Origin of the sequence: Nitrospira sp. CR1.1 (assembly GCA_014055465.1) — a bacterium.
In the GTDB taxonomy this organism is placed as follows: domain Bacteria; phylum Nitrospirota; class Nitrospiria; order Nitrospirales; family Nitrospiraceae; genus Nitrospira_A.
Genome location: WIAF01000003.1, coordinates 225196 through 249437 on the forward strand (window position 1 = coordinate 225196; position 24242 = coordinate 249437).

The following is a 24242-nucleotide window of genomic DNA, read 5'->3' on the forward strand; positions in this document are numbered from 1 at the left end:
TCTGTGGGATATGAAACTCGGAGCGTTTGACATCTATCCGGTGACCGATGGCCGGTTCAGGCTCGACGGCGGGGCCATGTTCGGTGTCGTGCCCAAAACCCTCTGGCAAACATGCTGCCCGGCGGATGAGCTGAATCGCATTCCGCTCAGCCTGACCTGCCTGCTCATCCGGGCCCACGGCAAGTACGTCTTGGTGGACACGGGTCTCGGCGATAAGGAGGATGCAAAGTTTGACTCGATGTTTGCCGTTGAACGGACGCCGACGCTGCAGCAATCCCTCAATCAGCGGGGCCTCAGTCGCGACGACATTCATCTGGTGGTCAATACGCACCTGCACTTCGACCATGCCGGAGGCAATACAACGAGCGACGGGACCAGCGGAGTGATCCCGGCGTTTCCCAAGGCGACCTACTATGTGCAGCAGGGCGAATATGCCGATGCGACCCAGGCCAACGAACGAACCAGGGCCAGTTATCGCCGCGACAATTTCATGCCGGTGGCAGAAGCGAATCAGTGGGCATTTCTCCAGGGTGATACGGAACTGCTGCCTGGCGTGACGGCCGTCGTCACGACCGGGCATACGCGGTGCCATCAGAGCGTTCAAGTGGAATCTGAAGGCCGGGTCGCGTTTTTCCTGGGCGACCTCATTCCCACGGTGTCCCATCTGCCTCTCCCCTACATCATGGGGTACGACCTCAATCCCATCCAGACACTCGACAGCAAACGACGGGTGTTGGAGCGCGCCTGCGAAGAACATTGGTTGTTGATCTTCGAACACGACCCGCTGGTTCAAGCGGGATACGTCAACAAAAACGTGGATGGAAAATATGTCCTCCAGGAGGTGAACCTATGGCCGTAGCGGCAACACCCCTGCGTATCTTGATCGGCAAGGTGGGATTGGACGGGCACGACCGGGGTGTGAAGCTGGTCGCCCGCGCGCTCCGTGATGCGGGGATCGAGATCATTTACACCGGACTGCACCAGAGCCCCGAACAGATCGTGGCCACCGCCATCCAGGAAGACGTGCAGGCCATCGGCCTCAGCATCCATTCCGGCGCCCATAATTCGTTATTCCCCCGGATTCTGGGACTTCTTCGGGAACAGGGCGCGGGAGACATCGTGCTCTTCGGCGGAGGCATCATTCCCGACGAGGATGTGCCGCGCTTAAAGGCGGCAGGTGTGCAGATGTTATTCCGGCCCGCCACACCGATGAACGACATCGTGGAATTTGTGAACGGGCTTCGAGCCGAATGGTGAGAGGATTCCGGCCATGCGTGTCCTGAACAGCTCGGTACGGCGAGAATCGGAAGATTTCCGGCGGGGTCAGGCTCATTACGAAGGCCTAATAGCCGACCTGCGGAAACACCTGGCGCTGGTGCGGGCAGGCGGCTCGACGGACGCCCTTGCGCTCCACAAGCAACGCGGCAAACTGACCGCTCGCGAACGGATTTCCGCGCTGCTCGACCCCGGCTCGCCCTGGCTGGAACTGAGCCCGCTCGCCGCCTTCGGCCTCTATGACAATCAGGTTCCGTCGGCCGGACTGATTACCGGCATCGGCTCGGTGTCCGGGCGTTCCTGTGTCATCGCAGCCAACGATGCCACAGTCAAAGGCGGCACCTACTTCCCCATGACCATCACCAAACACCTTCGCGCGCAGGCCGTCGCGCTGGAGAACCGGCTGCCCGCGATCTACCTCGTGGATTCCGGAGGCGTGTTTCTCCCGATGCAAGCCGATGTCTTCGCCGACAAGGACCATTTCGGACGGATCTTCTTCAATCAGGCGCGCATGTCGGCGGCGGGCATTCCTCAAATCGCGGTCGTCATGGGCATGTGCACAGCCGGCGGCGCCTATGTGCCGGCGATGTGTGATGAGAATGTCATCGTCAAAGGAACCGGCACGATCTATCTGGCCGGACCGCCTCTGGTCAAAGCCGCCACCGGCGAGGAAGTGACCGCCGAGGAACTGGGCGGCGCTGATCTGCACACGCGCCTGTCCGGCGTCAGCGACCATCTGGCGGAAGACGACCACGATGCCCTGGAAACCTGCCGTTCGATCATGGCCACCCTGGGACGGCGGCCACCGAGGCTTCGCCGGGAGCCAATCGACGAACCTCTCTATCCCGCAGAGGATCTGTACGGACTCATTCCGGCCAACCCCCGCCAAAAATGGGAAGTCCGAGAGGTCATCGCACGGCTCGTGGACGGGAGCCGCTTCCATGAATTCAAGGCGCGTTACGGCTCCACGCTGGTCTGCGGCTTCGCACAGTGGATGGGGCACCTGGTGGGGATCGTCGCCAACAATGGCGTGCTCCTCTCGGAATCGGCGCTGAAAGGCGCGCATTTCGTCCAGCTCTGTTCCCGGCGCCGCGTGCCCCTCGTCTTTTTGCAAAACATCACCGGCTTCATGGTCGGAAAAGACTATGAGAGCCGCGGCATCATCAAGGACGGCGCCAAGATGGTTCAGGCAGTCTCGACCGCGGAAGTCCCCAAGTTCACGGTCCTGATCGGCGCTTCCCACGGAGCAGGCAACTATGCTATGTGCGGGCGGGCATACAGCCCCAGATTCCTGTTCACCTGGCCCAACGCCCGCATTTCGGTGATGGGCGCGCAACAGGCTGCGCAGGTGCTGGTCACGGTGAAGGAACAACAACGGACGCGGGAGAAGGCCGCCCTGGCGGATGACGAACGCCGCAAAATCACCGATGCCACCGTGCGGCAATACGAGCAGGAAGGCAGTCCGTATTTCAGCAGCGCCCGCCTGTGGGATGACGGCATTCTTGATCCTGTCGACACGCGCCGCGTCCTGGGCTTGTGCCTGGATCTCGCAGCATCCACGCCCGTGAAGGAAAGCCGGGCGCCCGTGTTTCGTATGTGAGCAGCTATAGGAGGTCAGCATGCAGCGATTCACCACCCTCGCGCTTGATTCGAATGGCGATATTGCGCGGGTGACGCTCAATCGACCCGACCGTCGCAATGCCTTCGACGGCCGGATGATGACGGAGCTCAGAGAAGCGTTCGAAGACCTGGCGCAGGATCCCTCGCTCAGAGGAATCGTACTCGCCGCTGCCGGGCCGGTTTTTTGCGCCGGAGCCGATCTTCAATGGATGCAATCCGACGGGCCGGTCCAAGACACGCTGGCGATGCGCGACGCCCATCAACTGCTGCGCATGTTTCGCACCATCGATGAGTCCCCTTGTCCCGTGATCGCCCGGGTGCAGGGATCGGCGTTCGGAGGGGGACTCGGCCTCATGGCGGTCTGCGACATCGTGGTGGCGGCGGAGGATGCGATGTTTGCTTTGAGTGAACCCAGACTCGGCTTGATTCCCGCCGTGATCACGCCATTTCTGTTACACAAAGCGGGCGAATCGTTCCTCCGGCGGTACGGGTTGAGCGGCGAGACATTTTGCGCATCGACTGCCCAGCGATACAACCTGGCGCATGATGTCGTCCCTCAACGCAATCTGGATGATCGCATCACCGAATTGACCGACGCAATCATGCGGCTGGCTCCCTCTGCGACCAGGGAAAGCAAATTGATGTTTCACCGGATGCGGTCCTTGCCGGAGAAGGAGCGGTTCGCACTGGGCCCGGAATACCATGCCCGCGCTCGCTGCGCGCCGGAGGCCGCCGAGGGACTTCGGGCCTTTCTCGAAAAACGGCTCCCCTCGTGGGCCAAGCCGCGCGAGCGGAAGCCACAGCAGGAGGCGACCACGTCGGACGATGTTGTCTCTCGTCACAGATGACTCCCGCCGCTTGCCTGTCCGGATCACTGAGGTGTCGCCTCGTGACGGGCTGCAACATGAAGCGGTGTTCGTGCCGACGGCGCGCAAGATCGATCTGATCAACGCCCTGTCGCAAACCGGCGTGGCGGAAATTGAAGCCGGTTCCTTTGTCTCGCCCGCCGCCATTCCGCAACTGGCGGACTCCGACGAAGTCTTCCGCGCCATCGAACGAACCCCCGGCGTGACCTATTCCGCCCTGGTGCCGAACGAACGGGGCCTTGAACGGGCTCGGGCGGCGGCGGTGCGGAAGATCGCCGTGTTCACAGCCGCCTCGAACAGTTTCACGCGCCATAACATCAAGGCGACCGTGCACGAATCCCTGGTCCGCTTCAAGCCGGTGATCCAGGGAGCTAAACGAGACGGCATGCTGGTGCGGGGCTATCTCTCCACGGCCCTGTGGTGCCCGTACGAGGGTCGCATGGCGCCGCTGCTGGTGCTGGATGTCATGATGCGGCTGCTCGATCTCGGCGTGGATGAAGTCTCTCTGGGAGACACGCTCGGCAAGGCCTCGCCCGCCGATCTCCGCGCCTTGCTCGATACCGTCATGCCGCGTATCGAACCGCTCCGCCTGTCGCTCCACGTGCATGACACCTACGGCATGGCCATCGCCAATGTGCTCACGGCCTGGGAGGACTATGGGATCACCGCGTTCGATTGCTCGGCAGGCGGCCTGGGCGGCTGTCCCTCTGCGCCCGGCGCATCCGGCAACGTTGCGACGGAAGACGTGGTGTTCGCTCTGAAGGCATCCGGCGCTTCGGTCCCGGTAGACGAAGGGCTCGTGGTCGGCTGCGCACACCGGTTGAGCGCATGGATCGGACACCCCCTGCGCTCGCGGCTTTCACACATATTGCCGCCCGGCATTCAGCAACCGGCCCTAAAGGTGTGACATGAACCCGGTCACTGCAGGTCGATCATTCTTCACGCACAATGCCGCCGAGCTCGCGAAACAGGTAGGAGCCGGTCATATCAGAGCCGTGGCGCGCGTCATCAGCTTGCTCGAAAACCGGGACCCCGCCGGAACGGCGGTGCTGACACAGTTGGCGCCTTCGCCGAATCGCGCCTTCGTCATCGGCGTCACCGGGTATCCCGGCACGGGAAAGAGCGCCTTGATCGATCAGCTGATCATCGCCTACCGCCGCCTGGGACAGAAGGTTGGTGTGCTGGCGGTGGATATTAGCAGCCCGGTGACGGGCGGCGCCGTGCTCGGCGATCGCATCAGAATGCAGCGGCACGCGGATGATCCACAGGTCTATATCCGCAGTATGGCGACACGCGGCCACCAAGGCGGGCTCGCGGAAGCGACGGGGCAGGCATCCCGGGTCCTGGACGCCGCTGGTTATGGCGTGATTCTGATCGAGACAGTCGGCGTCGGGCAGAACGAACTCGAGGTCATGCATGCCGTCCATACGGTGGTGGCGGTCGTCGCGCCGGGACTCGGCGACGACGTCCAGGCGATGAAGGCGGGACTGTTGGAGATCGCGGACATCGTCGTGGTGAACAAGGGTGATCGGGAAGGGGCGGATGCGGCCCTGCGCGATTTGCGTGAATGGTGCAAGACGGTGATTCGCACCGTTGCGGTGACGGGGGACGGTATCGCGGAACTGATTGCGGTCATCGCCGAGCACGAACGGTGGCGGGATCTGGACAGCCCGGAACTCCATAAGCGGAGAGGACTTTTCATCAATCGCGGGTCGAGCGCAGGATAACTGTTGTGGCGTTTGCCGTGAGGTGGCGCATGCTGGCCGACCGCCTAGCGCACTATACGCAGTCGCTCCGGTTTCATGACCTGCCCGGCGACGTGGTCCATGAGGTGAAGCGGCGCATCCTGGACAGCCTCGGGTGCGCACTTGGCGCCTGGACTGCGACCCCGTGCAAGATCGCCCGCGAGATGGCGCTCACCGCAAAGGTTCCCGGCGGGGCGACGGTGTGGGGAACAAATCAGAGGACCCTTCCCGACCTCGCGACCTTCGCCAACGGAGCCATGGTCCGTTATCTCGACTTCAACGATACCTATCTGTCGAAAGAGCCGGCCCATCCCTCGGACAATCTCGCGGCGGTCCTCGCTGCCGGCGAAACAGCCCATGCTTCCGGCAAGGCCGTTATCCAGGCTCTCACCGTATCCTATGAAATCCAATGCCGGCTCTGTGACGCAGCCGCCCTGCGGCCCCGGGGCTGGGACCATGTCACCTATGGACCGGTCTCGTCCGCGCTCGGCATCGCCAACGTCCTTCAGCTCACGGAAGCGCAGACCCGGCAGGCCGTGAATCTGGCCGGCGTGGCCAATATCGCCCTGCGTCAGACCAGGGTCGGCGACCTGTCGATGTGGAAGGCCTGCGCGTTTTCCAACGCGGCGCGCAACGGCATGTTCGCCGCCCTGCTCGCCCGGCGCGGTATGACCGGGCCCGCCCCGATTTTCGAAGGCGACAAGGGGTTCATGAAGCTGGTCTCCGGCCTCTTCGAATTGCCGATGTTGGGCGGAGAGGCTATGCCCGGGGGAGAGCCGGTGCCTTTCAAAATTCTCAACACCTGCATCAAACACTTTCCCGTGGAGTACCACGCCCAAAGCGCCGTCGAAGCCGCCCTGGCCTTGCGGGCGGAGCTGATCGCGACGCAAGGACGGGGCTACCTCGCCGAGCTGGCCGATGTGGAGATCGGCAGTTACGATGTCGCCATCGAAATTATCGGCCGTGACCCGGAAAAATGGCAGCCCTCGACGAGGGAAACGGCCGACCACAGCTTCCCTTATTGCGTGGCGGTGGCCCTCGTCGACGGCCGCGTGACCATGAATTCCTTCAGCCCGAAACGGCTGCGAGATCCGCGTCTTCACGAGCTGATGAAGAAGATCCACGTCGTCAAGCTGCCGGAACTCGAACACCGATACCCGACCACAATGCCGACCCGCCTCACGATCAGGACTGCAGAAGGATCGACGTACAGCCGGCAGGTGGATCAACCGCTCGGCCATCCAGGCCATCCGTTGTCTGATCGGGAAGTGGAAGACAAACTCCGTCGCCTGGCATCCAGGCGTCTCGACCGCCCACAACTTCACCGCCTGCTCGATTTCGTCTGGCGCCTTGAAGCACAGCAGGACATCGCCGCGATGATGCCGCTGGTGAGGGTGCGATCATGACCAACGATCAATCGACCGGCGACAAAGGGCAACGATTGCGTGAGGTATTGGCCAGGCGCACGGTGGCCGTCCCGGGAGCCTGCAATGCGTTGACCGCCATTCAAATCGAACGGGCCGGATTTGAAGCCGTCTACGTGTCCGGAGCCGCCGTATCCGCCGCGCGGGGCCTGCCGGACATCGGCCTCATTTCGTTGGCAGACATGGCTGAAGAGGCGGGCGCCATTGCGAGGGCGGTGGCGATTCCCGCCATCGTCGATGCGGATACGGGATACGGGCCTCCTTCAATGGTGATGGACGCCGTCCGGGAATTCGAACGCGCCGGACTCGCCGGTATGCAGATCGAAGATCAGGAGGCGGCCAAAAAATGCGGGCATCTGGAGGGGAAACGCATTGTTCACACCGGCGATATGGTCGCCAAGATCACTGCCGCCGTGAGCGCGAGGCGCAATCAGAATTTTCTGATCGTGGCGCGCACCGATGCGCGAGCCGTCGATGGACTCAAGGCCGCAATCCAACGGGCGCAGGCCTATGCTGAGGCCGGGGCGGATATGCTGTTTCCAGAAGCTCTCTTGTCACCTGAAGAGTTCGAGACCTTTTCACGAGAAATACGGAACGCGGGCATCCGTGCGCCGCTGATCGCCAACATGACGGAGTTCGGCCGCACGCCTTATCTCAGCGTGGACGAGTTTCACGCACTGGGGTATCACGCGGTGCTGTTTCCTGTGAGCACGTTACGTGTCGCGGCCCGGGCGGTCGAACAACTGCTATCGGAGCTGAAGTTCTTCGGCTCCCAGCGGAATTGGCTCGATCACATGATGACCAGGCAGGAGTTGTACGACCTGATTCGCTACGAAGATGGCGCAGCATCGATGCGGAGGTCCCATGAACCAGACCATGCACGAGCAGCCCGTGGTGAAGGCCCCGGATCATCCTGAGTACAGCCCGGGGCTGGAGGGTGTCATCGCCGGGGAATCGGCGATCTGCCAGGTGGATGAAGGAGCAGCGGGACTGCGGTATCGAGGGTATGCGATCGGCGACCTCGCCGACCGGAGCAGTTTTGAAGAAGTCGCCTACCTGCTGCTCTTCGGTCGTCTCCCCGTACAAAAGGAGCTGGAGGAGTTCTCAGATCAGCTGGCGCGCAATCGTTCGCTCCCCGAGCAGGTGCAACGCTTCGTCGAGAGCCTGCGTCCCGCCATGCATCCGATGGACCTGTTGCGAACCGGGATTTCCCTGCTCGGGCTGAACGATCCCGATACGCAAGACGGGTCCCGCGCGGCGAATCTCCGCAAATCAGTCCGATTGCTGGCTCAAATCCCGCACCTGATCGCCGACAGCTACCAGGTCATGGCTGGCCGGCAGCCCGCGAGGCCGGACACACGGGGGAGCTTCGCCGAGAACCTCCTGTCACTCGTCGCAGGACGCCGGCAGGGTACGGTCGGCGAGGCCATGGCGCAGGCGCTGAATGTCTCATTGATCTTGTATGCGGAACATGAGTTCAATGCCTCCACCTTTGCCGCCCGGGTCACCGCGTCCACCCTCACCGACCTGCATGGCGCCATCACGGCGGCAGTGGCCGCGCTGAAAGGCCCCCTCCATGGAGGCGCCAATGAAGCGGTGGCCGCGATGTTGATCGAGATCGGCCGACCTGAGCGCGTGGAATTCTGGCTGCGCGAGACCCTCGCGCACAAGCGGCGGGTGATGGGCTTCGGCCATCGCGTGCTCCGGCAAGGCGACGCCCGGTCGGCCATCATCCAGCGCCACGCCGAACGATTGAGCGATCTCTGCGGCGATCGGAATTGGTATCAGATTGCCGCCACGCTCGATCGGCTCATGCTGGAGGAAAAGGGACTCCGCCCGAATCTCGATTTTTATACGGCCGTGGCTTATCTCCTGATGGGCATCCCGCGTGAACTGTCCACGCCCTTGTTCGTTTGTTCACGCATTACCGGCTGGTGCGCGCATGTCATCGAGCAGCAGGAACACAACCGTTTGATCAGACCACGGGCGCTCTATACGGGCCCCGCGCCGAGGGCGTATGAACCTCTTGAGCGACGCGCATGACCATATCCAGCAGGCTCGCGACGCGGCGGGACGCGCGACGGATCTGCCCTGGGTGTCGTTCGCGGAGTTTTTTCGATCACGCGTCTACGACCCGCAGCTCGCCGCCAGGAATTTCCTGACCTTCTGCGACGACGATCGCCGTCTGCGCCGGACCTATACCTATGCCGAACTGGGAACGATCGTCGAACGGCTGGCCGGGGTCTTCCATTCCAGGTTCGGCCTGACCCGGGGAGACCGGATCGCCACGCTGCTCTTCAACCATGATGTGACGGTGCTGGCCTATTTCGCGGCCTGGACGCTGGGAGTCGCGGTCGTACCGATCAACATCGAGGAGCCGCGTGAGAAGAAACGCTACATTCTGGAACATTCGGAGGTGTCAGCCGTCGTCTGCTGGCAGGACGCCTATGACGAACTGTGCGCGCTCCAATCGGACATTCCGGGGTTGCGCAATGTTATCGCCCTCGGAGACGCCGGTCTGCTCGACAGCAACAGGATCGGGAAGAAGCCACCTCCGAACGGCGCGGCCCGCTCTCGCCGCCTCTCTCCGTCGACGTCGCAGCTCGACGATCATGCGCTGATCGTCTACACCTCCGGCACAACCGGCCCGCCCAAGGGGGTCATCCTGACGGTGGCCAATCTCTTGATCGATGCGGATGCCATCGCGGGCTGGCACACCTTCGGCATCAATGATCGTGTGATGTGTGTCCTGCCCATCCACCATGTGAATGGCATTGTCGTCACGCTGATTACCCCGTTGTACTGCAAAGGCAGCCTGGTGCTGAACCGGAAATTTAAGACCGAGAGTTTCTGGCGAAGGGTCCATGAGGAACAGGTCACCTCGGTCAGCGTCGTTCCCACGCTGCTCGAATTTCTTCTCGATGCCGGCGAGGACCTCGCCCCCTACGATTTGACCCGTCTCGGCGGCGTGATCTGCGGCGCCGGGCCGTTGTTGAAGGATACCGCTATACGCTTCGAAGATCGTTTCGGGGTCCCGATCCGCCATGGATATGGCCTGTCCGAGACCACCTGTTACTCCTGTTTTCTGCCGAACGATTTGACGCAGGAGCAGCACCGTCACTGGCTCACCGGATATGAGTTCCCCTCCGTCGGAGTGCCGCTCCGCCACAATATGATGACGATCCTGGACGACCGGGGACAGTCTCTGCCCCAGGGCGCCCGCGGAGAGATTTGCATTCGCGGGCGCACCGTCTGTGCCGGCTATTTTCATCGGGATGATGCCAACGAAGCTGCCTTCCGATGGGGATGGTTCCGCTCAGGCGATGAGGGATTCTATATCCCTGACGACCGGGGGCGGCCGTTCTTTTTTGTGTCGGGACGCCTGAAGGAACTCATCATCCGCGGCGGGGTGAACATTTCTCCTTTGGAAATCGATGACGTCCTGAAGACGCACCGGGCCGTGAAATTTGCGATGGCCCTGCCGTTCGAGAACCGCTACTACGGCGAAGAAATCGCGGCCTATGTGGTGCCGAAAGATCCCGCTTCCGCCCCGAGCGAAGCCGAGCTGTTGGCGCATTGCCGCACGCGGCTCCCCTTCGCCAAACAACCGAAAGTCGTGCTGCTGGGTGATGACGTGCCCTACACCTCGACGGGGAAACCCAAGCGGTTGGAGTTAAAAGCCAGGTTGGCAGGAATCCTGGCCCAGTATCGTGACAGACAGTTCAAGGATCAGTGATTGAATAGACCGGGTGAGGTCATTCATGAGCACGCTCTTCAAAGGATTCGAACGGATCGAGGAAGCGCGGGAACGCTTGACCGGGGCAAGTTTTCTCGCCGGACTGTTTGACGGCCGGCCGGACTTCGAGTTGCTGCTGACGCCTCCCGAGCCTCCCGAGGAACAAGCGGCCGGCGCCGCCTTCTGCAAACAGGTCGAGGTGTTTCTGCGGCAGGAGGTGGATCCGGATGAGATCGAGCGCGAGGCGAAAATTCCCGAATCAGTGATTCAAGGCCTGTTCAAACTCGGAGCCTTGGGCATGAAAATTCCGAAGGCTTATGGCGGGCTGGGCTTCTCCTCTACCAACTATGGCCGCGTCCTCACGGTGATCGCGAGCTGGAGCAACATTCTCGCTTTGACGGTGGCCGTGCCCCAATCCATCGGGATCGCCATGCCGATCCTCCTGTTCGGCAGCGAAGACCAGAAGCAGAGGTATCTTCCGCTGGTGGCGACGGAAGCCCTTTCCGCATTCGCCCTCACGGAACCGCTGACCGGCTCCGACGCCGCGAATGTGCGGACCCAGGCGGTCCTCGACGCCACCGGCGGCCACTTCATTGTGAACGGCGAAAAACTCTGGTGTACGAATGGGCCGATCGCGCGGTATGCCACGCTCATCGCCCGCGTTCCGGCGCGACGCGTGGTACGCGATGGACAGACGACATGGATGCCGGCGCCAGAGGGACATGGAGCCGACGATCGGGTTCACACAGCCTTCATCCTGGACATGTCCGCGCCGGGCGTGCAGGTCCGTCAGCGCTGCCAGTTCGAAGGGTGCCGCGGGATCGAGAACGCCCATATGACGATGCAGCAGGTTCGGGTTCCAGTCGAGAACGTGATCGGCGAGGTGGGGAAGGGGTTGAAGTATGCCCTGACGATCCTGAACGTGGGGCGCGGGATCAGCATTCCGGCCATTTGTCTCGGCATGGCAAAGCAGGCCTGGCACCCCACCCTGGATAGGGCCAACGCCCGGGTCACCTTTCACAAACCGCTGGGCGAACGTCAAACCCAGCAGATTCGGCTCGGAGACATGGCCGCTCATCTGTATGCCATGGAAGCGCTCTCGATGCTGGTTTGGCGACTGGCCGATCAACACCGACATGACATCCGCATTGAAGCCGCAGTCGCCAAAATCTTCTGTTCCGAGCACACGATTCAATTTCTACGCGATGCGCAAATTCTGTTCGGCGGCATGGGGTACGAAACCGCTGCGTCCAAAATGGCGCGCGGCGAAGCGGCCTTCGGGATCGAGCAACTCGTGCGCGACGCGGAGATGTATCGCATCGGCGAGGGAGCCACGGATATCCTTCGGCCGTTTATCGTGCGTGAGGGGTTGAGCCATCATCTGGATCGCGCCAAACCGCTCTATTCCGGGGAACTTTCCATCCTCGACCAGCTCAAGCAGGTCGTAAAGCTGGCCGGGTTTTATGCGCCCTGGTACCTGCGGCAATGGCTGAGACGCCCGTTGCCGACCGGTCCGACCTTTGTCCATCCGCAGGTCGGGCCTGTCGTCAGATATGTCGAACGAACCGGTCGACGCCTGGCGCGCGAAATTTTCTATGCGATGGTGCGCTTCCAGGCCTCGTTTCAAGATGAGCAACGGGTGCAGAACCGGATTGAATCCGTCGGAGAAGATCTGCTGGCGCTGGTGGCCACAGTGCTCTATGCCGAGCAACAGACCAGATTCGAGGGGCGAACGACGGTGTGGGAGTTGGCCGATGCCTTTGAGGTCGCTGTACGGCAACGAGTGACGCAACGGCTCAGTGAAATCCGGCGTCATCGCGATGGCATCACAGCGGCGACCGGCAGGCAGGCGCTGAAGGGTTATTATCCCGGTCTCTCGGAAGGCATCGTTCATCGCCGATTGGACGATTACCGCCGCACGCAGAACGTGAGGGAAGCCATGCCCACAGCCCCCGACCACATGCCGGTACAGATGGCGGGCACGCGTGCATCGCAGACCAACGGGGTTGACGCAGACGACTGATCGCTCAGTCCCCAGGCCCGCCTTATTCATGACGAACCGTCATGAGTAAGGCGAGTCACGTTTCGAGACCGGCGCCCGGAGCCGGAGGACCCGCGGCGCATTCGTACAGGACGGTGAGGGGCCTGGGGCGAGCCCGCCGGCCGAAGGCCTGTCGCAGCAGTACACCGGCGAGTGCAGCAGACATGCTCATGGAGAAGGCGGACTAGCCCTTTCCAAGGCCCAGACCGGCGATCACCTCGACCTTCAATGGCGGGTTGGTGCCTCCCATCACCAGGTTGCGCATCGGGAAGGGAATTTCGATACCTTGGGCATCGAATGCTTTTTTGAGACGGCGCCGGTATTCACGTCCGACTTTCCATTGCTCAATCGGTTTCGTTTTGATTCGCGCGCGAATCGTCACGGCGCTATCGGCAAAATTTTCGACCCCGACGATTTCAATCGGTTCAAGGATCAGCGCGCTGAAGTCCTGGTCCTGGCGCAGTGCTTCGCCCACCGCCCGCATGACCTCCACTACCCGATCCGTATCCTCACGATAGGCCACGCCCATATCGAGGACGAATGCCGACCAGTCTTTGGTCATATTGGACAAGGAAGTGATCCCGCCATTGGGGAAAATATGCACCACCCCGGAGAAATCGCGTAACGAGATCGTTCTGAAGGTAATCGTCTCAACCTGCCCGCCCGTCCCGTTGATCACGGCAACATCTCCGAGCCGGATCTGATCTTCCAGAATGATGAAGAATCCGCTCATCAGATCGCGGACCAAGTGTTGCGCGCCGAAGCCGACGGCGAGGCCCAGAATGCCGGCGCCGGCCAAAATCGGGGCAATATCCAATCCCGCCACTTGCAGCGACTCAATGATGATGATCGCCCAGAGCGCCGACAATGCGATGGTTCTCAGAATTCCCGTCAGGGTAGCCGCCCGCTTGGCAGCCACTCCTGACTCCTGGTCCGGCTTATCGCTGGCCACAATCATCACTCGTTCCACCTCGCGCAAACCCAGGCGCACGAACCGAATCGCCACGTACCCGATCGCGAGTACCAAGACGATCCGTAAACTGGCGAGGCCCACGCTGGTGGCCATGCTGATCAGCCATGGCCCGGCGGTCTCGATCGAGAATCCGGTCATCATCGATATGCTCCTTTCACAGTATCGGTCAGGATCCGGCAGGCGGTCCTCCTGCCGTCATGGCACTGGCTGCTGCGTCGTTACTCCTTGGATAGATTCGGCATCAGCAGCGTCCCGGCCCTCGTCGTGATCGCGTCCTGACGACGCAAGCCCGGCGTCGACGTGCCGCGGCCAACAGCGCGCCAGGCAGGATTACTTGGCAATGGTGATCGCCGGAGTCGGGGTCTTTGAAATGTCGGTAACCGTCATTTGAAAGAGTTGCGCCAACACACGGAAGGTGCCGAGATTCCACGGATCCAACCTGCCGTCGTCATGGGAGGCCTTGCCGATCGAATACCAGCGGTCTTCGAACTTCACGGCAAACGCGGCATTGTCCGGTCGTGAGGCGGTCTCGCCGATATCCAACGTCCGCACGGGATTCAGCACGACGGGCCCCGTACGCTCGTCGGAGTCGACCTCGAATTCGGGATCGGCGGCAATGCCGTTGGCCAGAAATCGCATGATCTTGTTGAAGCTTCGGATGACCAGAAATCCATGCAGGGGATAGTCTCCGCCAGGACCGTCCGGCCGGATGTCGATGAGAATGTAGTTGCGCGGATACCGCTGCGCCTCCTCATGCAACAACCGGCGTTCCTCATTGGGCAATTGCATAGGATCGTAATTGGTGATCACGGTCCTCCCGGTAACCTGCCGTCGGACGGTCAGGAACGGTTCCTCGCTGGTCCCGCCGATGGCATACCCTCGATCCATCGCGTCGAGAATTTTATCGAGCCCTCGCACCAGGTCGCCGGAGCCCGATCGTGCGGAGAGCGGCAGTGCCACCGTCTGTTCGAAAATTAGTGGCGTGATTTGTAACTCACGCGAGAGATTCAAAGCCGAGAGATGCATGACGCGACGGCGGAACTCCCGATACTCGCCGGAAAAAAACGGCATATTACGATAAAACGCGGCTTCTCCGTACCCGCTGACCTGGATACCGCTCGCCATCAGACGAAGGATAATCCCGGGTTCGACGCCCTGCTGAAACATGAAGGTCACACGGCTTTCGTCGAACGGAGTGAGGATGCGGCTGGTAAACTCCTCGCCTTGAATCGGGATAATCGTCATCGTCGGACGTTCGGCCATGCTGCCGCCGAACGAAAGCCCCAGCGAATCCGGACCCGGGGACACAACGGAATGCGTCAAGCCGGCGCTCGCCTGGAATTCAAACGTCGCCGCCACACTCGACACCCCGGTGAAGTGCTGAGGAAGAAAATGCCGTGACCGGGCGATGTTGAGCAGCAACATTTCAGCTTCAACCCGCCCAACCGCTCGATCATATTCAAGCACGGCCTGGTGAAGCGCAATCGGCGAGAGGCATCCCGCCGACAGAAGAGAGAGCAGCCCGACCATGACGGCGCTCAGCGCGGTTCGCAGACATGACGGCTGCCTCTCGCACACCTGCATCGATCGCCTAGGGCTCCAATGCCGCAAGTTGTTTCCGCACCGCCTCCACCTTGTCACGATGATCCGGTTGTGATTCAGCCAGCCTGATGTACCTATGGTAAGACTGAATCGCCTCGCCGCGCTGATTGCGCGCGATGAATGCCTCGCCCAAGTTGTAGTAGGCGACAGGATCATTGGGCTGCAACGAGGCCGCCGCACGAAATGCCGCCAACGCATCGTCGACCTGCCCCTTGTTCAACAAGGCCACCCCAAGATTGTTCTGGGCCGCGACACTGTTCGGTGTCGCCTGCAGCGCTGAGCGGTATGCCGCAATCGCCCCGTCGAGATCTCCCTGCTTCTGCAATAGCACAGCCACCGCTTCCTGCGTGGGGGCGTGGGAAGGCTGATGCATCAACATGGCTCGATACTCCGCCAGCGCCCCTGCGCTGTCGCCGGCCCGGTCGAGAAGCTGCCCCACGTCGTAATGCAAAGCCCCTTGCCCGGGATCCAGTTTCAACACTTCGCGGAACGCCGCCAACGCCCCGCTGAAGTCCCCTTTGGCCTTCAGTGCCAGGCCAAGGTTGTAATGGGCGTCCGCATTCTCGGGCTGCAAACGGATGGCGGTGTGACCAGACCCGATGGCGCCGTCCAGTTCCCCCTTCGCCAACAAGGCGGCACAGAGGTTCACGCTGTACAGGGCGGCCGCCGACCCGGCCTGAAGCCGTAATGCCGCGCGATACTCCCAGATGGCCTCGTCGAGCAATCCCTTTCGTTGCAGGACCAAACCCAGGTTGTTATGGGCCGTGGCATTGTTCGGTTGCAGGCGTAGGGTTTCGCGGTATTCCTCGATCGCTCCGTCGGCATCTTCCTTTGCCTCCAACGCCAACGCGAGATTGTGATGGGGGGCGGCATTGCCTGGCTGAAGCCGGATCGCATGCCGATAGGCCTCGATCGCCTCGTCAAGCTTCCCCTTTTCGCTCAACGCCACGCCCAGGTTGTTGTGAATGGCGGCAAACTCCGGTTGCACGCTCAGCGCGGCTCGATATTCCTGAATGGCTTCATCGAGAGCGCCCTGCGCCGCCAGAGAAAGCCCCATCGCGTGGTGAGCCTCGGGAAAGTCAGGCCGCTTGTGGAGCGCAGCCTTGAATGTCTCCACCGCCTCTGCGTAGCGACCCTTCGCATGAAGCGCCACACCACCGTAGTACAGGCTCTCGGCTTCGCCGGTGTGCCTCCCCGGCCGCGGCTTCTGCGGAATGATTTGAGGACTGGACGAGCGTGCCCGCTGCCCGGACCGTTTCTTCGCTACCGGTTTGACATCGTGGCCCAACGCCCCCGAGAGCGGAGCGACAAGGCAGAAGGCAGCGAACACGGCAATGGAACAACGAGCGAAGGACCGAGTCATAGTCACCCGTGGGCAAGATCAAAAGGTGGCTATCTTGCCGACCGAAGGCAAACAAATCAAGCCCCCGCAGACCGCATTCTCCTGCTCAATCCGGTCACACGCGCCACAGTTTTCCTCACGCGTTGGTAGACACCTCTGGGCCTATTCGGCTATGATAGCGATTCGTTTCAGCCAGCCTTCGATACGACCGTGGCGGTGTAGCTCAGTTGGCAGAGCAGCGGACTCATAAGCCGCGGGTCACCCGTTCAATCCGGGTCACCGCCACCAAAAAACCCTTCAAAGCATCACATGGTCACTTCGCATCGAGCCCCATCCAGGATCGGTGTTCCATCACTATTTGAGCACCATTCCGAAAGGGATGGAAGCAACGCAGACGCAGAACCTGCGGGATTTCACCGCTCTCGGGGACAATACTGGTAGATGGCGCGAGATAGAGTGACGCCCAACAGTTCAACGTGTGGTAGACGAGACGCACACCTGGCCGACACCGCCGCTGACATGATGCAACTTGCCCTGGAAAGACTCTCTCCACTCACCCACAAGAGAAGTGAACAACCGGTCTCGAGGATTTTTGCTAGAACCTCCTCTGGATTTACCGAACCGCGAGCTGGTTCATCTCGATTTTTACGCTGATCGCACCGCCCAGTTGACCTTCCTTGCCTCCCTCCTTGGAATAACCGGTAAGATCCCGCTCGCCTTTTGGCTCTCCGTGGCAACTCAAACACGCCTTTTCGTAAAAGAGCGGCAACAGGACTCGCACGCTGTTTCCGCCCTCTATCTTGCTGATGACGGTCTCCTGATTGCCCTGAAACGTTGCCGCACTCAGTTCCTTCATGTGTTCCACCTCAAACGAGTCGGGTTTGTTATTGGCATTGCGGAGAAGGTGTTCAGGAGCTGTCTGCTTCAAATAGACACCGGACCATTTCTGAAATCGCGTGGCCGCTTCCGTGCCGAATGTGGCGGGAATGAGTCCCTTGTATTTAAGCCCCTTCATTTTGAGCACGGGCTGAAAACTCTCCACGGTCTTTTTACTTTCCAGCAACAACCGTTCCAACAATCGTTTGGCCAAGGCCGGCACACTCGCGCTCGGCAAATCATCCAGGTTATGTCCGGTGCGCTCTTTAAAAATGGCCGTCATGTGGGTGGCGAACAGTTCCTGAGTAAATGCCGTCTGCGCGTTTTCCGGATCATTGATCAGCGCTTGATTGCGTCCGATCGCCACTCGACCGGAATCGAGCAAAATCGCCAGGAGCCGTGCGGTCTCCGACACATCGGAGGCAGAGTCGTCCGCAGCAGCACTCACACCCTGCGGGAGACAGCACAATACGACGAAACACCATAGGAATACGCGCATACTACCCCTTTCTTTCCGTATAAGGCCTTCTCGGTTGACTGACCGATCCATATGATCGGCGCTGCTCAATTTATACCAGCCGGCAACATACGCAGGACAACTTAGCGTGAGGCTTGTAGCCGGCTGATTGATGCTCATCTCCATCATATTGCTATTGCACGGGCCGAACAATAGGACAGCTTCGAGGAATGCTCCCGGGATGGGGTTGCCTACTCGAACGGCTGAACCAGCGGGCAGGCACGGCCAGCCGGGGAGAGTTCTTGTACTTATTACGGGAGGGCGAACCGTTACGACTGGATGAAGCCTGGACACCCCACAGGCAGGCCTTCAGGTAAGAGCAAACGGAGGCGCCGATGTACGGCAGACGGTGTCCAGCGAGGGCATCCGAGATGTGATTGGTCGCAAGCCTACCCCCGGAGAGGACAACTGCGGCTCGCCCACGACTGTGAAAGCCACCGATACGGAGAGAATCATTCGTGCATGCGTCCGGTCAGGTTTGTTTTGCGCCAGAAATCCCTTCAACCACAGCAGCCGGACTCAAACTGCCGGCGCTGGTAGGCGAAGACCAGACAGCGGATACAAACCTCCCGCACCGTTTTGGCCTGCTCATCGGAAAGAGGTGTTCTGCGCATGACAAGCTGCCCGCAATCGGCACAGCAACCGGCTGTCGTCGCATCAATGTCAGAAGAGACAGGCATCATGGCGTTGGACCCTCCTATTTTCTCGAACGGGATGCGTGGTGGTCATAGTTGGCTTCATTCCACTCAGAAGTGTTCGCAAGCGGGAGCCGCCGCTCCATCCTTGAGTCATGCCCTTCGTGATCTGTAACTCGCGCTGCAATTCCCCGATCCGGCCGTTCAGCCGGACGATCATACGCTCCAGTTCATCCACCCGTTCGACCATTATGTGTTGCGGCTGAGTCATCATCATGCCCTCCTTGGATTATGCGTTCTCGCAATGACGAATCACCCCGACAAGGACTCCTTCGATGGCGAATTCATCGGTGGGTGTCACCAGCAAAGGTTTCATCGTGGCATTGGCTGGATGAAGTTCGATGGACCGCTCCCGCTGAAAATAGGTCTTAATCGTCGCCTGCCCGTTGACCAGGGCCACCACCGTTTGGCCGTTGTGCGCGGTCGGCTGCTTCCGGATCACGACCAGATCGCCCGGTAGAATCCCATCTTCGATCATCGACTCGCCTTTAACCCGGAGCGCGAAGGTCTCTCCGGCCCGCACCATGCTGGGAGGCACATCCACCCATTCGGATTGAGTCACGGGTTCGATAGGCACTCCGGCGGCCACCATCCCTGCCATGAGCACCTGTGTCCTGTTCGCCAGCTGAGTCATGGCTACTTGAACTGCTCCGCTGATACGGCGCATCCCGGATTCGTAGCGAGCCACAGAGACGCGAGTCGTATGCAACGCCTCGGCAAGCTGCTCCTGCGTGAACCCCAACTGCTCCCGGTAACTTCGAAATTGTTTTGGCGTCATCATGTAACCAATGGTTACATAACAGGAACGTCTTGTCAACCCGTCCGTTCATCATTTTCTTGACTCATGCGTTCTCTTCTCTCAGCGCTGTTTTTGCGGCCGGAAGCGGTAAAATCCGGCGAAACCGTTGAGCTTCTGTGCATAAGTCAAGAGCCATTCTGCCCGGTCCAACAAATAATCTCAGTGTCCACAGCAGAAAACCGCAAATCCAGCCCAAGTGTACAAATATGAATGCTAATACATACACATCGAACGACCACCCCTATATATTGTGGTCGCACAATGTATCTTCTCTATGCTTAATAATTAGGCAACCTGGTGCGAGGCGTGGATTAGCAGTACTGTTCGCATGCGCCTGGAGGACTATCAACAGAGATATCCACAGATTTTGGGGAGAGGGTTTTTTTCGAAGAATTGTCGTTTTCTTGATTGAAACCTCTGAACCATTCACCTAGAATCGCGCCGCGACTTCGTCTCACTTGCACGGATGTGTGGCACATTGGGGAGTGGCACATGGCAGGAGGCTCACTCCGAGGTTTCCTGGCTGTTATCCTCCTTACCGTGGGCTGCAGCGCCAACGTCCGGGACACAGACCTCCTGGCCAGCAACAGCGTCATGCTGGCTCCTTCGACCGCGCGAACCGTCTTCCTTCAAAATCGCAACTCTTCCGATAACCAAGACGTGTCCTTGCACGACCTGGGGTTACGCCTGGGCGCAAAAGGGTACCAAGTCGTGCAGGATCCCCAGGCAGCAGCCTATGTCGTGTTGACGAACATCGTCTATTGCAACCAGACCAAGATTGAATTGCCGGTGGAAGACATGGTCGCCGGCGGGTATGGATCGGGAATCGGTAGTTCCATCATGTCCGGGCTCCATGGATTGACGGGCATGGCCGGTATGGCCGGGCCGCAGGGTGCTCTCATCGGAGGCGCCGCCAGCCTGGGGCTCAATGCGGCCGAGGGAATCGGACAGGCCATGGGTAATATGTTCGGCGGACCATCCCGGCCCGACGCCAATGAGAACATCAACTATGCCTGTGTCGCCGATCTCCAAATCACCGATTTGGGGGCCACAGGAGGGATGTTGCCGGTATCGCACCCGGGTTCGCCGCCTCCTTCAGGGGTCTACCAAACCAGGTTGGCGGCAAACGTGCATCAAAAGAAACTCGATGAACAGGAAGCCACCCCGCTGGTTCAACAACGGCTGAGCGCCGCAGTGGCGGGGCATTTCTGATCATACCGGCAGGATGTCTGACATGACGGCAATCCGGTCCATGAATACGGCGATAGCCATGTTGGTCGGTCTGCTCATGCTCACCGGCTGCAGTAATATCTTGCGTTCTGGGCTGGTCAATGATTCCTCGATCCTTCTGCCCCCCGGCGCCGCACGGACCATCTATGTGCAAATCCGCAACACCTCTGAAAACCAAACCGCAACCCCGACTGATATTCCGTCCCGGCTGCAGGCAAAAGGCTACCACGTCGTCACCGATCCGATGGAAGCCGCCTACTGGCTGCAAACCCAGGTGATCTATTGCCACAAAGCGGGTGATGGCGTGAGACCGGAGGCGGTAGCCAAGGCCGGCTTCGGCGCGGGTATCGGCAGTGGAGGAACTCCGCTCGCGAATGCCGGCGGTTTCGACATGGACGCCATGGGCGGGATGTTCTCAGGAATGCCCGGCGGCGGCGTACACGCGCAAGCCATGCGTGTCATGGCCATGGGCGAAGGCGGGATGCCGGACATGAATGCCATGATGCGAATGGCCATGAACGGCCGCGGCGGTTACCCCGGACTGGCCCAGCCTCAACCGAGCGGCGACGTGATCTACCTATGTGTGGCCGACGTCTTGGTCACGGAACAGGGGAAGAACGGTCCGGCACGGACCTACAAGATGCGGTCGGTCGCCCACGTGCTGCAAAAACATCTGAACATCGAAGAAGCCACACCGATCGTGCGCGAGAAGTTCGGCGCCAGCATCACCGGCGCATTCTAGCAGGGCCGGTGAACAACCTCTCGACAAGGCAAACACAACGGGACTTGGGATCGCGGACACAACCAGAAGCCCACCCTAGTCAGCTTGCCTCGACACCAAATGGACGGCTCCGGCCTTGATCGCGGCTGTGATGACGATCCCGGTGGCTAGTTTGAATTCCTCCGCCGTCGATCTCGTCACCATGGCCACGAGAGGAAATCCGCAATCCAAGGTGACCCGCGCCACCGCTCCCAACATGGTGATTGCCTGCACCGTACCCGTGAGGTGATTGCGGGCGCTACTCCCGGAGGCTCGCCCCTGCTCCAGCATCACATCTTCCGCCCTGATGCAGGCAAACACCTCAGGCCCGATCGACGCCGGCTCGAGAGCCATGAGGGTCGTTCCATTCACGCTCACACGCAACATGCCGCCGATAGCCTCCACGACCCGTCCCTTCACCACCGTATCCACTCCGACGACGCGGGCCACGTCCGCATTCTGCGGACGACTGAACACGTCGATCGGCGCGCCGACCTGCAAGACTTCTCCCGCGCTGATGACCGCCATGACATCGCCCAGCGTCAGGGCCTCGGCCCAGTCATGCGTCACAATCATCGAGGGCAGCGCCAGCTGCTTCAGGAGGGCCCGCAGTTCATCACGCAAATGCAGCCGGGTCGGCGCATCCAAGGCCGAGAGGGGCTCATCCAGCAGCAACAAGAGCGGCCGGGGCGCCACGGCTCGCGCCAGGGCGACACGCTGTTGCTGGCCTCCGGACAGTTCTCTGGGCTTCGCCTGCTCCAATCCGCGCAGTTGAAACAGCTCCATCACTTCCTCCACCCGTTTCTTTCGTTCCGCGGAAGGAAGATGGCTCAGTCCATAGGCGATATTGCCCGCGACCGTATAGGTCGGAAACAGGGCATAGTCTTGCGACATGTAGCCGATATGGCGAGCCTGGGGCGGCACACGAATCCCCGACGCAGTCTCCAGCCACAGCCTCGACACAAACCGGATCGTGCCTTCCTCAGGCCATTCAAGCCCCGCCACGCATCGCAGAATGGTCGTCTTCCCCGACCCCGACGGGCCGAACAGAATCAGGACCGTCGCCCCCTCGAGCGGGTAGCGGATCTGCGCGCGAATCGGCGCCCGACCGGGGAACGTCTTCACCAGATGGATCGTTATTTCTGCGGCCATGCTGCCCACACGTTTCGATTGACAGCGTACACGAGAAGCAGCACGGCATACGAGACCACAAACAGGAACAAGGCGGTCCTCGCCGCGCCCGCATAATTCAACGCCTGCACTTCATCATAAATATCGATGGACACGGTGCGCGTGGAGCCTTCGAGGTTGCCGCCGATCATCAATACGACGCCGAACTCGCCCATCGTATGGGCAAAACTCAACACCGCGCCGGTCACCAGCCCGGCTGTCGACAGCGGCAGAATCAGTTTGAAAAAGGTCTGAAGTTTTGACACCCCCAACGTCCAGGAGGCTTCAATGACCCGCCGATCGACCTGATCAAAGGCCGCGGCAAACGGCTGCACCGCAAACGGCAAACTATAGAGCATGGAGCCCAGGACCAGGCCTTCAAAGGTGAACGGCAGCGGATGGCCGACCAACCCGGCATAGAGTCGCCCGAACGGACTGTGGGGACCGATCGCGAGGAGAATATAAAAACCCAGGACGGTGGGAGGGAGCACCAGCGGCAATGCGACCACGGATTCGATCACAAATTTCCACCGCCAGCGGGAAAAACTGAGCCAGTAGGCGATGGGGAGGCCGACGAACAGCAGCGCCAGCGCCGTGAGACCGGCCAATTTGCACGTCACCCAAATCGCAACCCAGTTCACTCGCCTGCCAGCCTCTAGGAGATCGTTCCCGACCGGCCCATAGTAGGGAGGCCGGTCGGGAAGATCAACTCCCAACGAGGCTTACTTACCGATCATCACTTCGGTCGCCTTCACGGCAACGGTGACGCTGTCGTTCACCTTTAGGCCCATGCTCTTGACCGAACCTTCCGTGATGGCCGCCACAAAATCCAGATTGCCCACCTTGACGGTCACTTCGGCCATCGCGGCGCCCTCGGTGATGCGAGTGATGGTGCCCTGAAATTGGTTCCGTGCGCTGAGTTTCATGCTGTCCTCCTTAGTTTTTCACCACCATGACCTCGGTTGCTTTGACAAGGGCCACGGCGGAGTCTCCGATCCGCAGACCCAGTTCTTCAAGCGCATCCCGGGTGATCACAGCGGTGATCAAATGTGGTCCGATATCGATATCGACTTGTGCCATAATGGCATCCCGTTTGATCGCCGTCACTCGCCCGACCAGCTTATTCCTGCCGCTCACGTCTTCCGTGCCGGCCTTTTTGGTTCCCAGCCACTCGTCGAGCAGAGCCCGCTTAAAGCGGTACCGGCCTCCGATTTTCGGCGCTCGAATTTTCCCCTCCCAGATGTACCGGTAAAACGTCGGGAGTGTGAGGCGCACATAACGGGCCGCTTCCCTGGCCGTAAACACGTCCCCTGTTCCCGCTCGCTTGTGAGGCATGCTGAGAGGTCCTTCATTCAACCTGATCACCATTCGCACATCATGATCGGCTGATCACATTCTCACCTCCTTTCACCCTGGCGCCACGATTCGAAGTCGGCACCTGCGATCTCTGCGTACCTTAGCAAGATCGACTGAGAATTGGAGGTGAGTCGCGTGAGAATTTATCGATAGTGAAAATCCATCCGTGCCATGGCCTCGCAGGAACGACGCAGGACGCTCATCTTTCGCTCAGG

General features: G+C 60.6%; 23 protein-coding genes and 1 tRNA gene. 14 read left to right on the plus strand and 10 right to left on the minus strand.

Annotation, left to right across the window (positions count from 1 at the left end; all coding sequences use genetic code 11):
- Window positions 1-10: 10 nt before the first annotated feature.
- The 11 genes from GDA65_07785 to GDA65_07835 are packed head-to-tail and all read left to right on the plus strand — an operon-like array spanning window position 11 to window position 12689.
- Complete coding sequence (locus GDA65_07785; GenBank protein MBA5862593.1) at window positions 11-859, plus strand: MBL fold metallo-hydrolase; 849 nt, start codon at window positions 11-13, stop codon at window positions 857-859.
- Entirely contained in the window at window positions 850-1257 is a 408-nt protein-coding gene (locus GDA65_07790) for a methylmalonyl-CoA mutase (GenBank protein MBA5862594.1), read from the plus strand. The genes GDA65_07785 and GDA65_07790 overlap by 10 nt, the downstream gene beginning before the upstream one ends.
- Window positions 1258-1270: 13 nt before the next feature.
- Entirely contained in the window at window positions 1271-2875 is a 1605-nt protein-coding gene (locus tag GDA65_07795; GenBank protein ID MBA5862595.1) for a methylcrotonoyl-CoA carboxylase, read from the plus strand.
- Between the two features lie 19 nt (window positions 2876-2894).
- Window positions 2895-3743, plus strand: coding sequence for an enoyl-CoA hydratase/isomerase family protein (locus tag GDA65_07800; GenBank protein ID MBA5862596.1), 849 nt, complete (start codon window positions 2895-2897; stop codon window positions 3741-3743).
- Window positions 3721-4668, plus strand: a complete 948-nt coding sequence (locus tag GDA65_07805; GenBank protein MBA5862597.1) for a hydroxymethylglutaryl-CoA lyase — start codon at window positions 3721-3723, stop codon at window positions 4666-4668. Before GDA65_07800 ends, GDA65_07805 begins: the two co-directional genes overlap by 23 nt.
- Window position 4669: 1 nt before the next feature.
- A complete protein-coding gene (gene meaB, locus GDA65_07810) occupies window positions 4670-5488 on the plus strand; it encodes a methylmalonyl Co-A mutase-associated GTPase MeaB (protein ID MBA5862598.1) in 819 nt (272 codons plus the stop codon).
- Window positions 5489-5517: 29 nt separating this feature from the next.
- Window positions 5518-6912: an MmgE/PrpD family protein gene (locus tag GDA65_07815; protein ID MBA5862599.1), complete on the plus strand. Its 1395-nt coding sequence runs from the start codon at window positions 5518-5520 to the stop codon at window positions 6910-6912.
- A complete protein-coding gene (prpB, locus tag GDA65_07820) occupies window positions 6909-7847 on the plus strand; it encodes a methylisocitrate lyase (GenBank protein MBA5862600.1) in 939 nt (312 codons plus the stop codon). The genes GDA65_07815 and prpB overlap by 4 nt, the downstream gene beginning before the upstream one ends.
- Window positions 7795-8973 carry a citrate synthase gene (locus GDA65_07825; protein MBA5862601.1) on the plus strand — a complete coding sequence of 393 codons (1179 nt, stop codon included), beginning with the start codon at window positions 7795-7797 and terminating at the stop codon, window positions 8971-8973. Before prpB ends, GDA65_07825 begins: the two co-directional genes overlap by 53 nt.
- Window positions 8948-10666, plus strand: coding sequence for an AMP-binding protein (locus tag GDA65_07830; protein ID MBA5862602.1), 1719 nt, complete (start codon window positions 8948-8950; stop codon window positions 10664-10666). Before GDA65_07825 ends, GDA65_07830 begins: the two co-directional genes overlap by 26 nt.
- A 25-nt stretch (window positions 10667-10691) precedes the next feature.
- Window positions 10692-12689 carry a hypothetical protein gene (locus GDA65_07835; GenBank protein MBA5862603.1) on the plus strand — a complete coding sequence of 666 codons (1998 nt, stop codon included), beginning with the start codon at window positions 10692-10694 and terminating at the stop codon, window positions 12687-12689.
- A gap of 202 nt (window positions 12690-12891) precedes the next feature.
- Here GDA65_07835 and GDA65_07840 read toward each other — a convergent pair whose 3' ends face one another.
- The 3 genes from GDA65_07840 to GDA65_07850 form a co-directional block, all read right to left on the minus strand.
- On the minus strand, window positions 12892-13818 hold the full coding sequence (locus tag GDA65_07840) for a mechanosensitive ion channel (protein ID MBA5862604.1): 927 nt from the start codon (window positions 13816-13818) through the stop codon (window positions 12892-12894).
- A gap of 192 nt (window positions 13819-14010) precedes the next feature.
- The gene (locus GDA65_07845; protein ID MBA5862605.1) at window positions 14011-15210 is read right to left on the minus strand and encodes a hypothetical protein; all 1200 of its coding nucleotides are present in this window, start codon (window positions 15208-15210) and stop codon (window positions 14011-14013) included.
- Between the two features lie 61 nt (window positions 15211-15271).
- Window positions 15272-16645, minus strand: coding sequence for a tetratricopeptide repeat protein (locus GDA65_07850; GenBank protein MBA5862606.1), 1374 nt, complete (start codon window positions 16643-16645; stop codon window positions 15272-15274).
- Between the two features lie 191 nt (window positions 16646-16836).
- Between GDA65_07850 and GDA65_07855 the strand changes: the two genes are divergently transcribed.
- A tRNA-Met gene (locus GDA65_07855) sits at window positions 16837-16912 on the plus strand.
- A gap of 325 nt (window positions 16913-17237) precedes the next feature.
- On the opposite strand, the gene GDA65_07860 is transcribed toward GDA65_07855, so the two are convergent.
- The 3 genes from GDA65_07860 to lexA form a co-directional block, all read right to left on the minus strand.
- Entirely contained in the window at window positions 17238-18146 is a 909-nt protein-coding gene (locus tag GDA65_07860) for a DUF3365 domain-containing protein (protein MBA5862607.1), read from the minus strand.
- Between the two features lie 534 nt (window positions 18147-18680).
- The gene (locus tag GDA65_07865; GenBank protein MBA5862608.1) at window positions 18681-18929 is read right to left on the minus strand and encodes a hypothetical protein; all 249 of its coding nucleotides are present in this window, start codon (window positions 18927-18929) and stop codon (window positions 18681-18683) included.
- A gap of 12 nt (window positions 18930-18941) precedes the next feature.
- On the minus strand, window positions 18942-19493 hold the full coding sequence (lexA, locus tag GDA65_07870) for a repressor LexA (protein ID MBA5862609.1): 552 nt from the start codon (window positions 19491-19493) through the stop codon (window positions 18942-18944).
- A 510-nt stretch (window positions 19494-20003) separates the two neighbouring features.
- On the opposite strand from lexA, the gene GDA65_07875 reads away from it, so the two are divergent.
- Together GDA65_07875 and GDA65_07880 are read left to right on the plus strand one after the other, a co-directional pair.
- Window positions 20004-20723: a hypothetical protein gene (locus GDA65_07875; GenBank protein ID MBA5862610.1), complete on the plus strand. Its 720-nt coding sequence runs from the start codon at window positions 20004-20006 to the stop codon at window positions 20721-20723.
- Window positions 20724-20736: 13 nt separating this feature from the next.
- Complete coding sequence (locus GDA65_07880) at window positions 20737-21483, plus strand: hypothetical protein (GenBank protein ID MBA5862611.1); 747 nt, start codon at window positions 20737-20739, stop codon at window positions 21481-21483.
- Between the two features lie 75 nt (window positions 21484-21558).
- On the opposite strand, the gene GDA65_07885 is transcribed toward GDA65_07880, so the two are convergent.
- The 4 genes from GDA65_07885 to GDA65_07900 all read right to left on the minus strand — a co-directional run bounded on the left by GDA65_07885 (window position 21559) and on the right by GDA65_07900 (window position 24039).
- Entirely contained in the window at window positions 21559-22653 is a 1095-nt protein-coding gene (locus tag GDA65_07885; protein MBA5862612.1) for an ATP-binding cassette domain-containing protein, read from the minus strand.
- A complete protein-coding gene (gene modB, locus GDA65_07890; GenBank protein ID MBA5862613.1) occupies window positions 22638-23312 on the minus strand; it encodes a molybdate ABC transporter permease subunit in 675 nt (224 codons plus the stop codon). Before modB ends, GDA65_07885 begins: the two co-directional genes overlap by 16 nt.
- Window positions 23313-23393: 81 nt before the next feature.
- Complete coding sequence (locus tag GDA65_07895) at window positions 23394-23597, minus strand: molybdenum-pterin-binding protein (protein ID MBA5862614.1); 204 nt, start codon at window positions 23595-23597, stop codon at window positions 23394-23396.
- Between the two features lie 10 nt (window positions 23598-23607).
- Window positions 23608-24039 (minus strand): helix-turn-helix domain-containing protein, encoded by a 432-nt coding sequence (locus GDA65_07900; GenBank protein MBA5862615.1) that lies wholly within the window; start codon window positions 24037-24039, stop codon window positions 23608-23610.
- Window positions 24040-24242 lie beyond the last annotated feature (203 nt).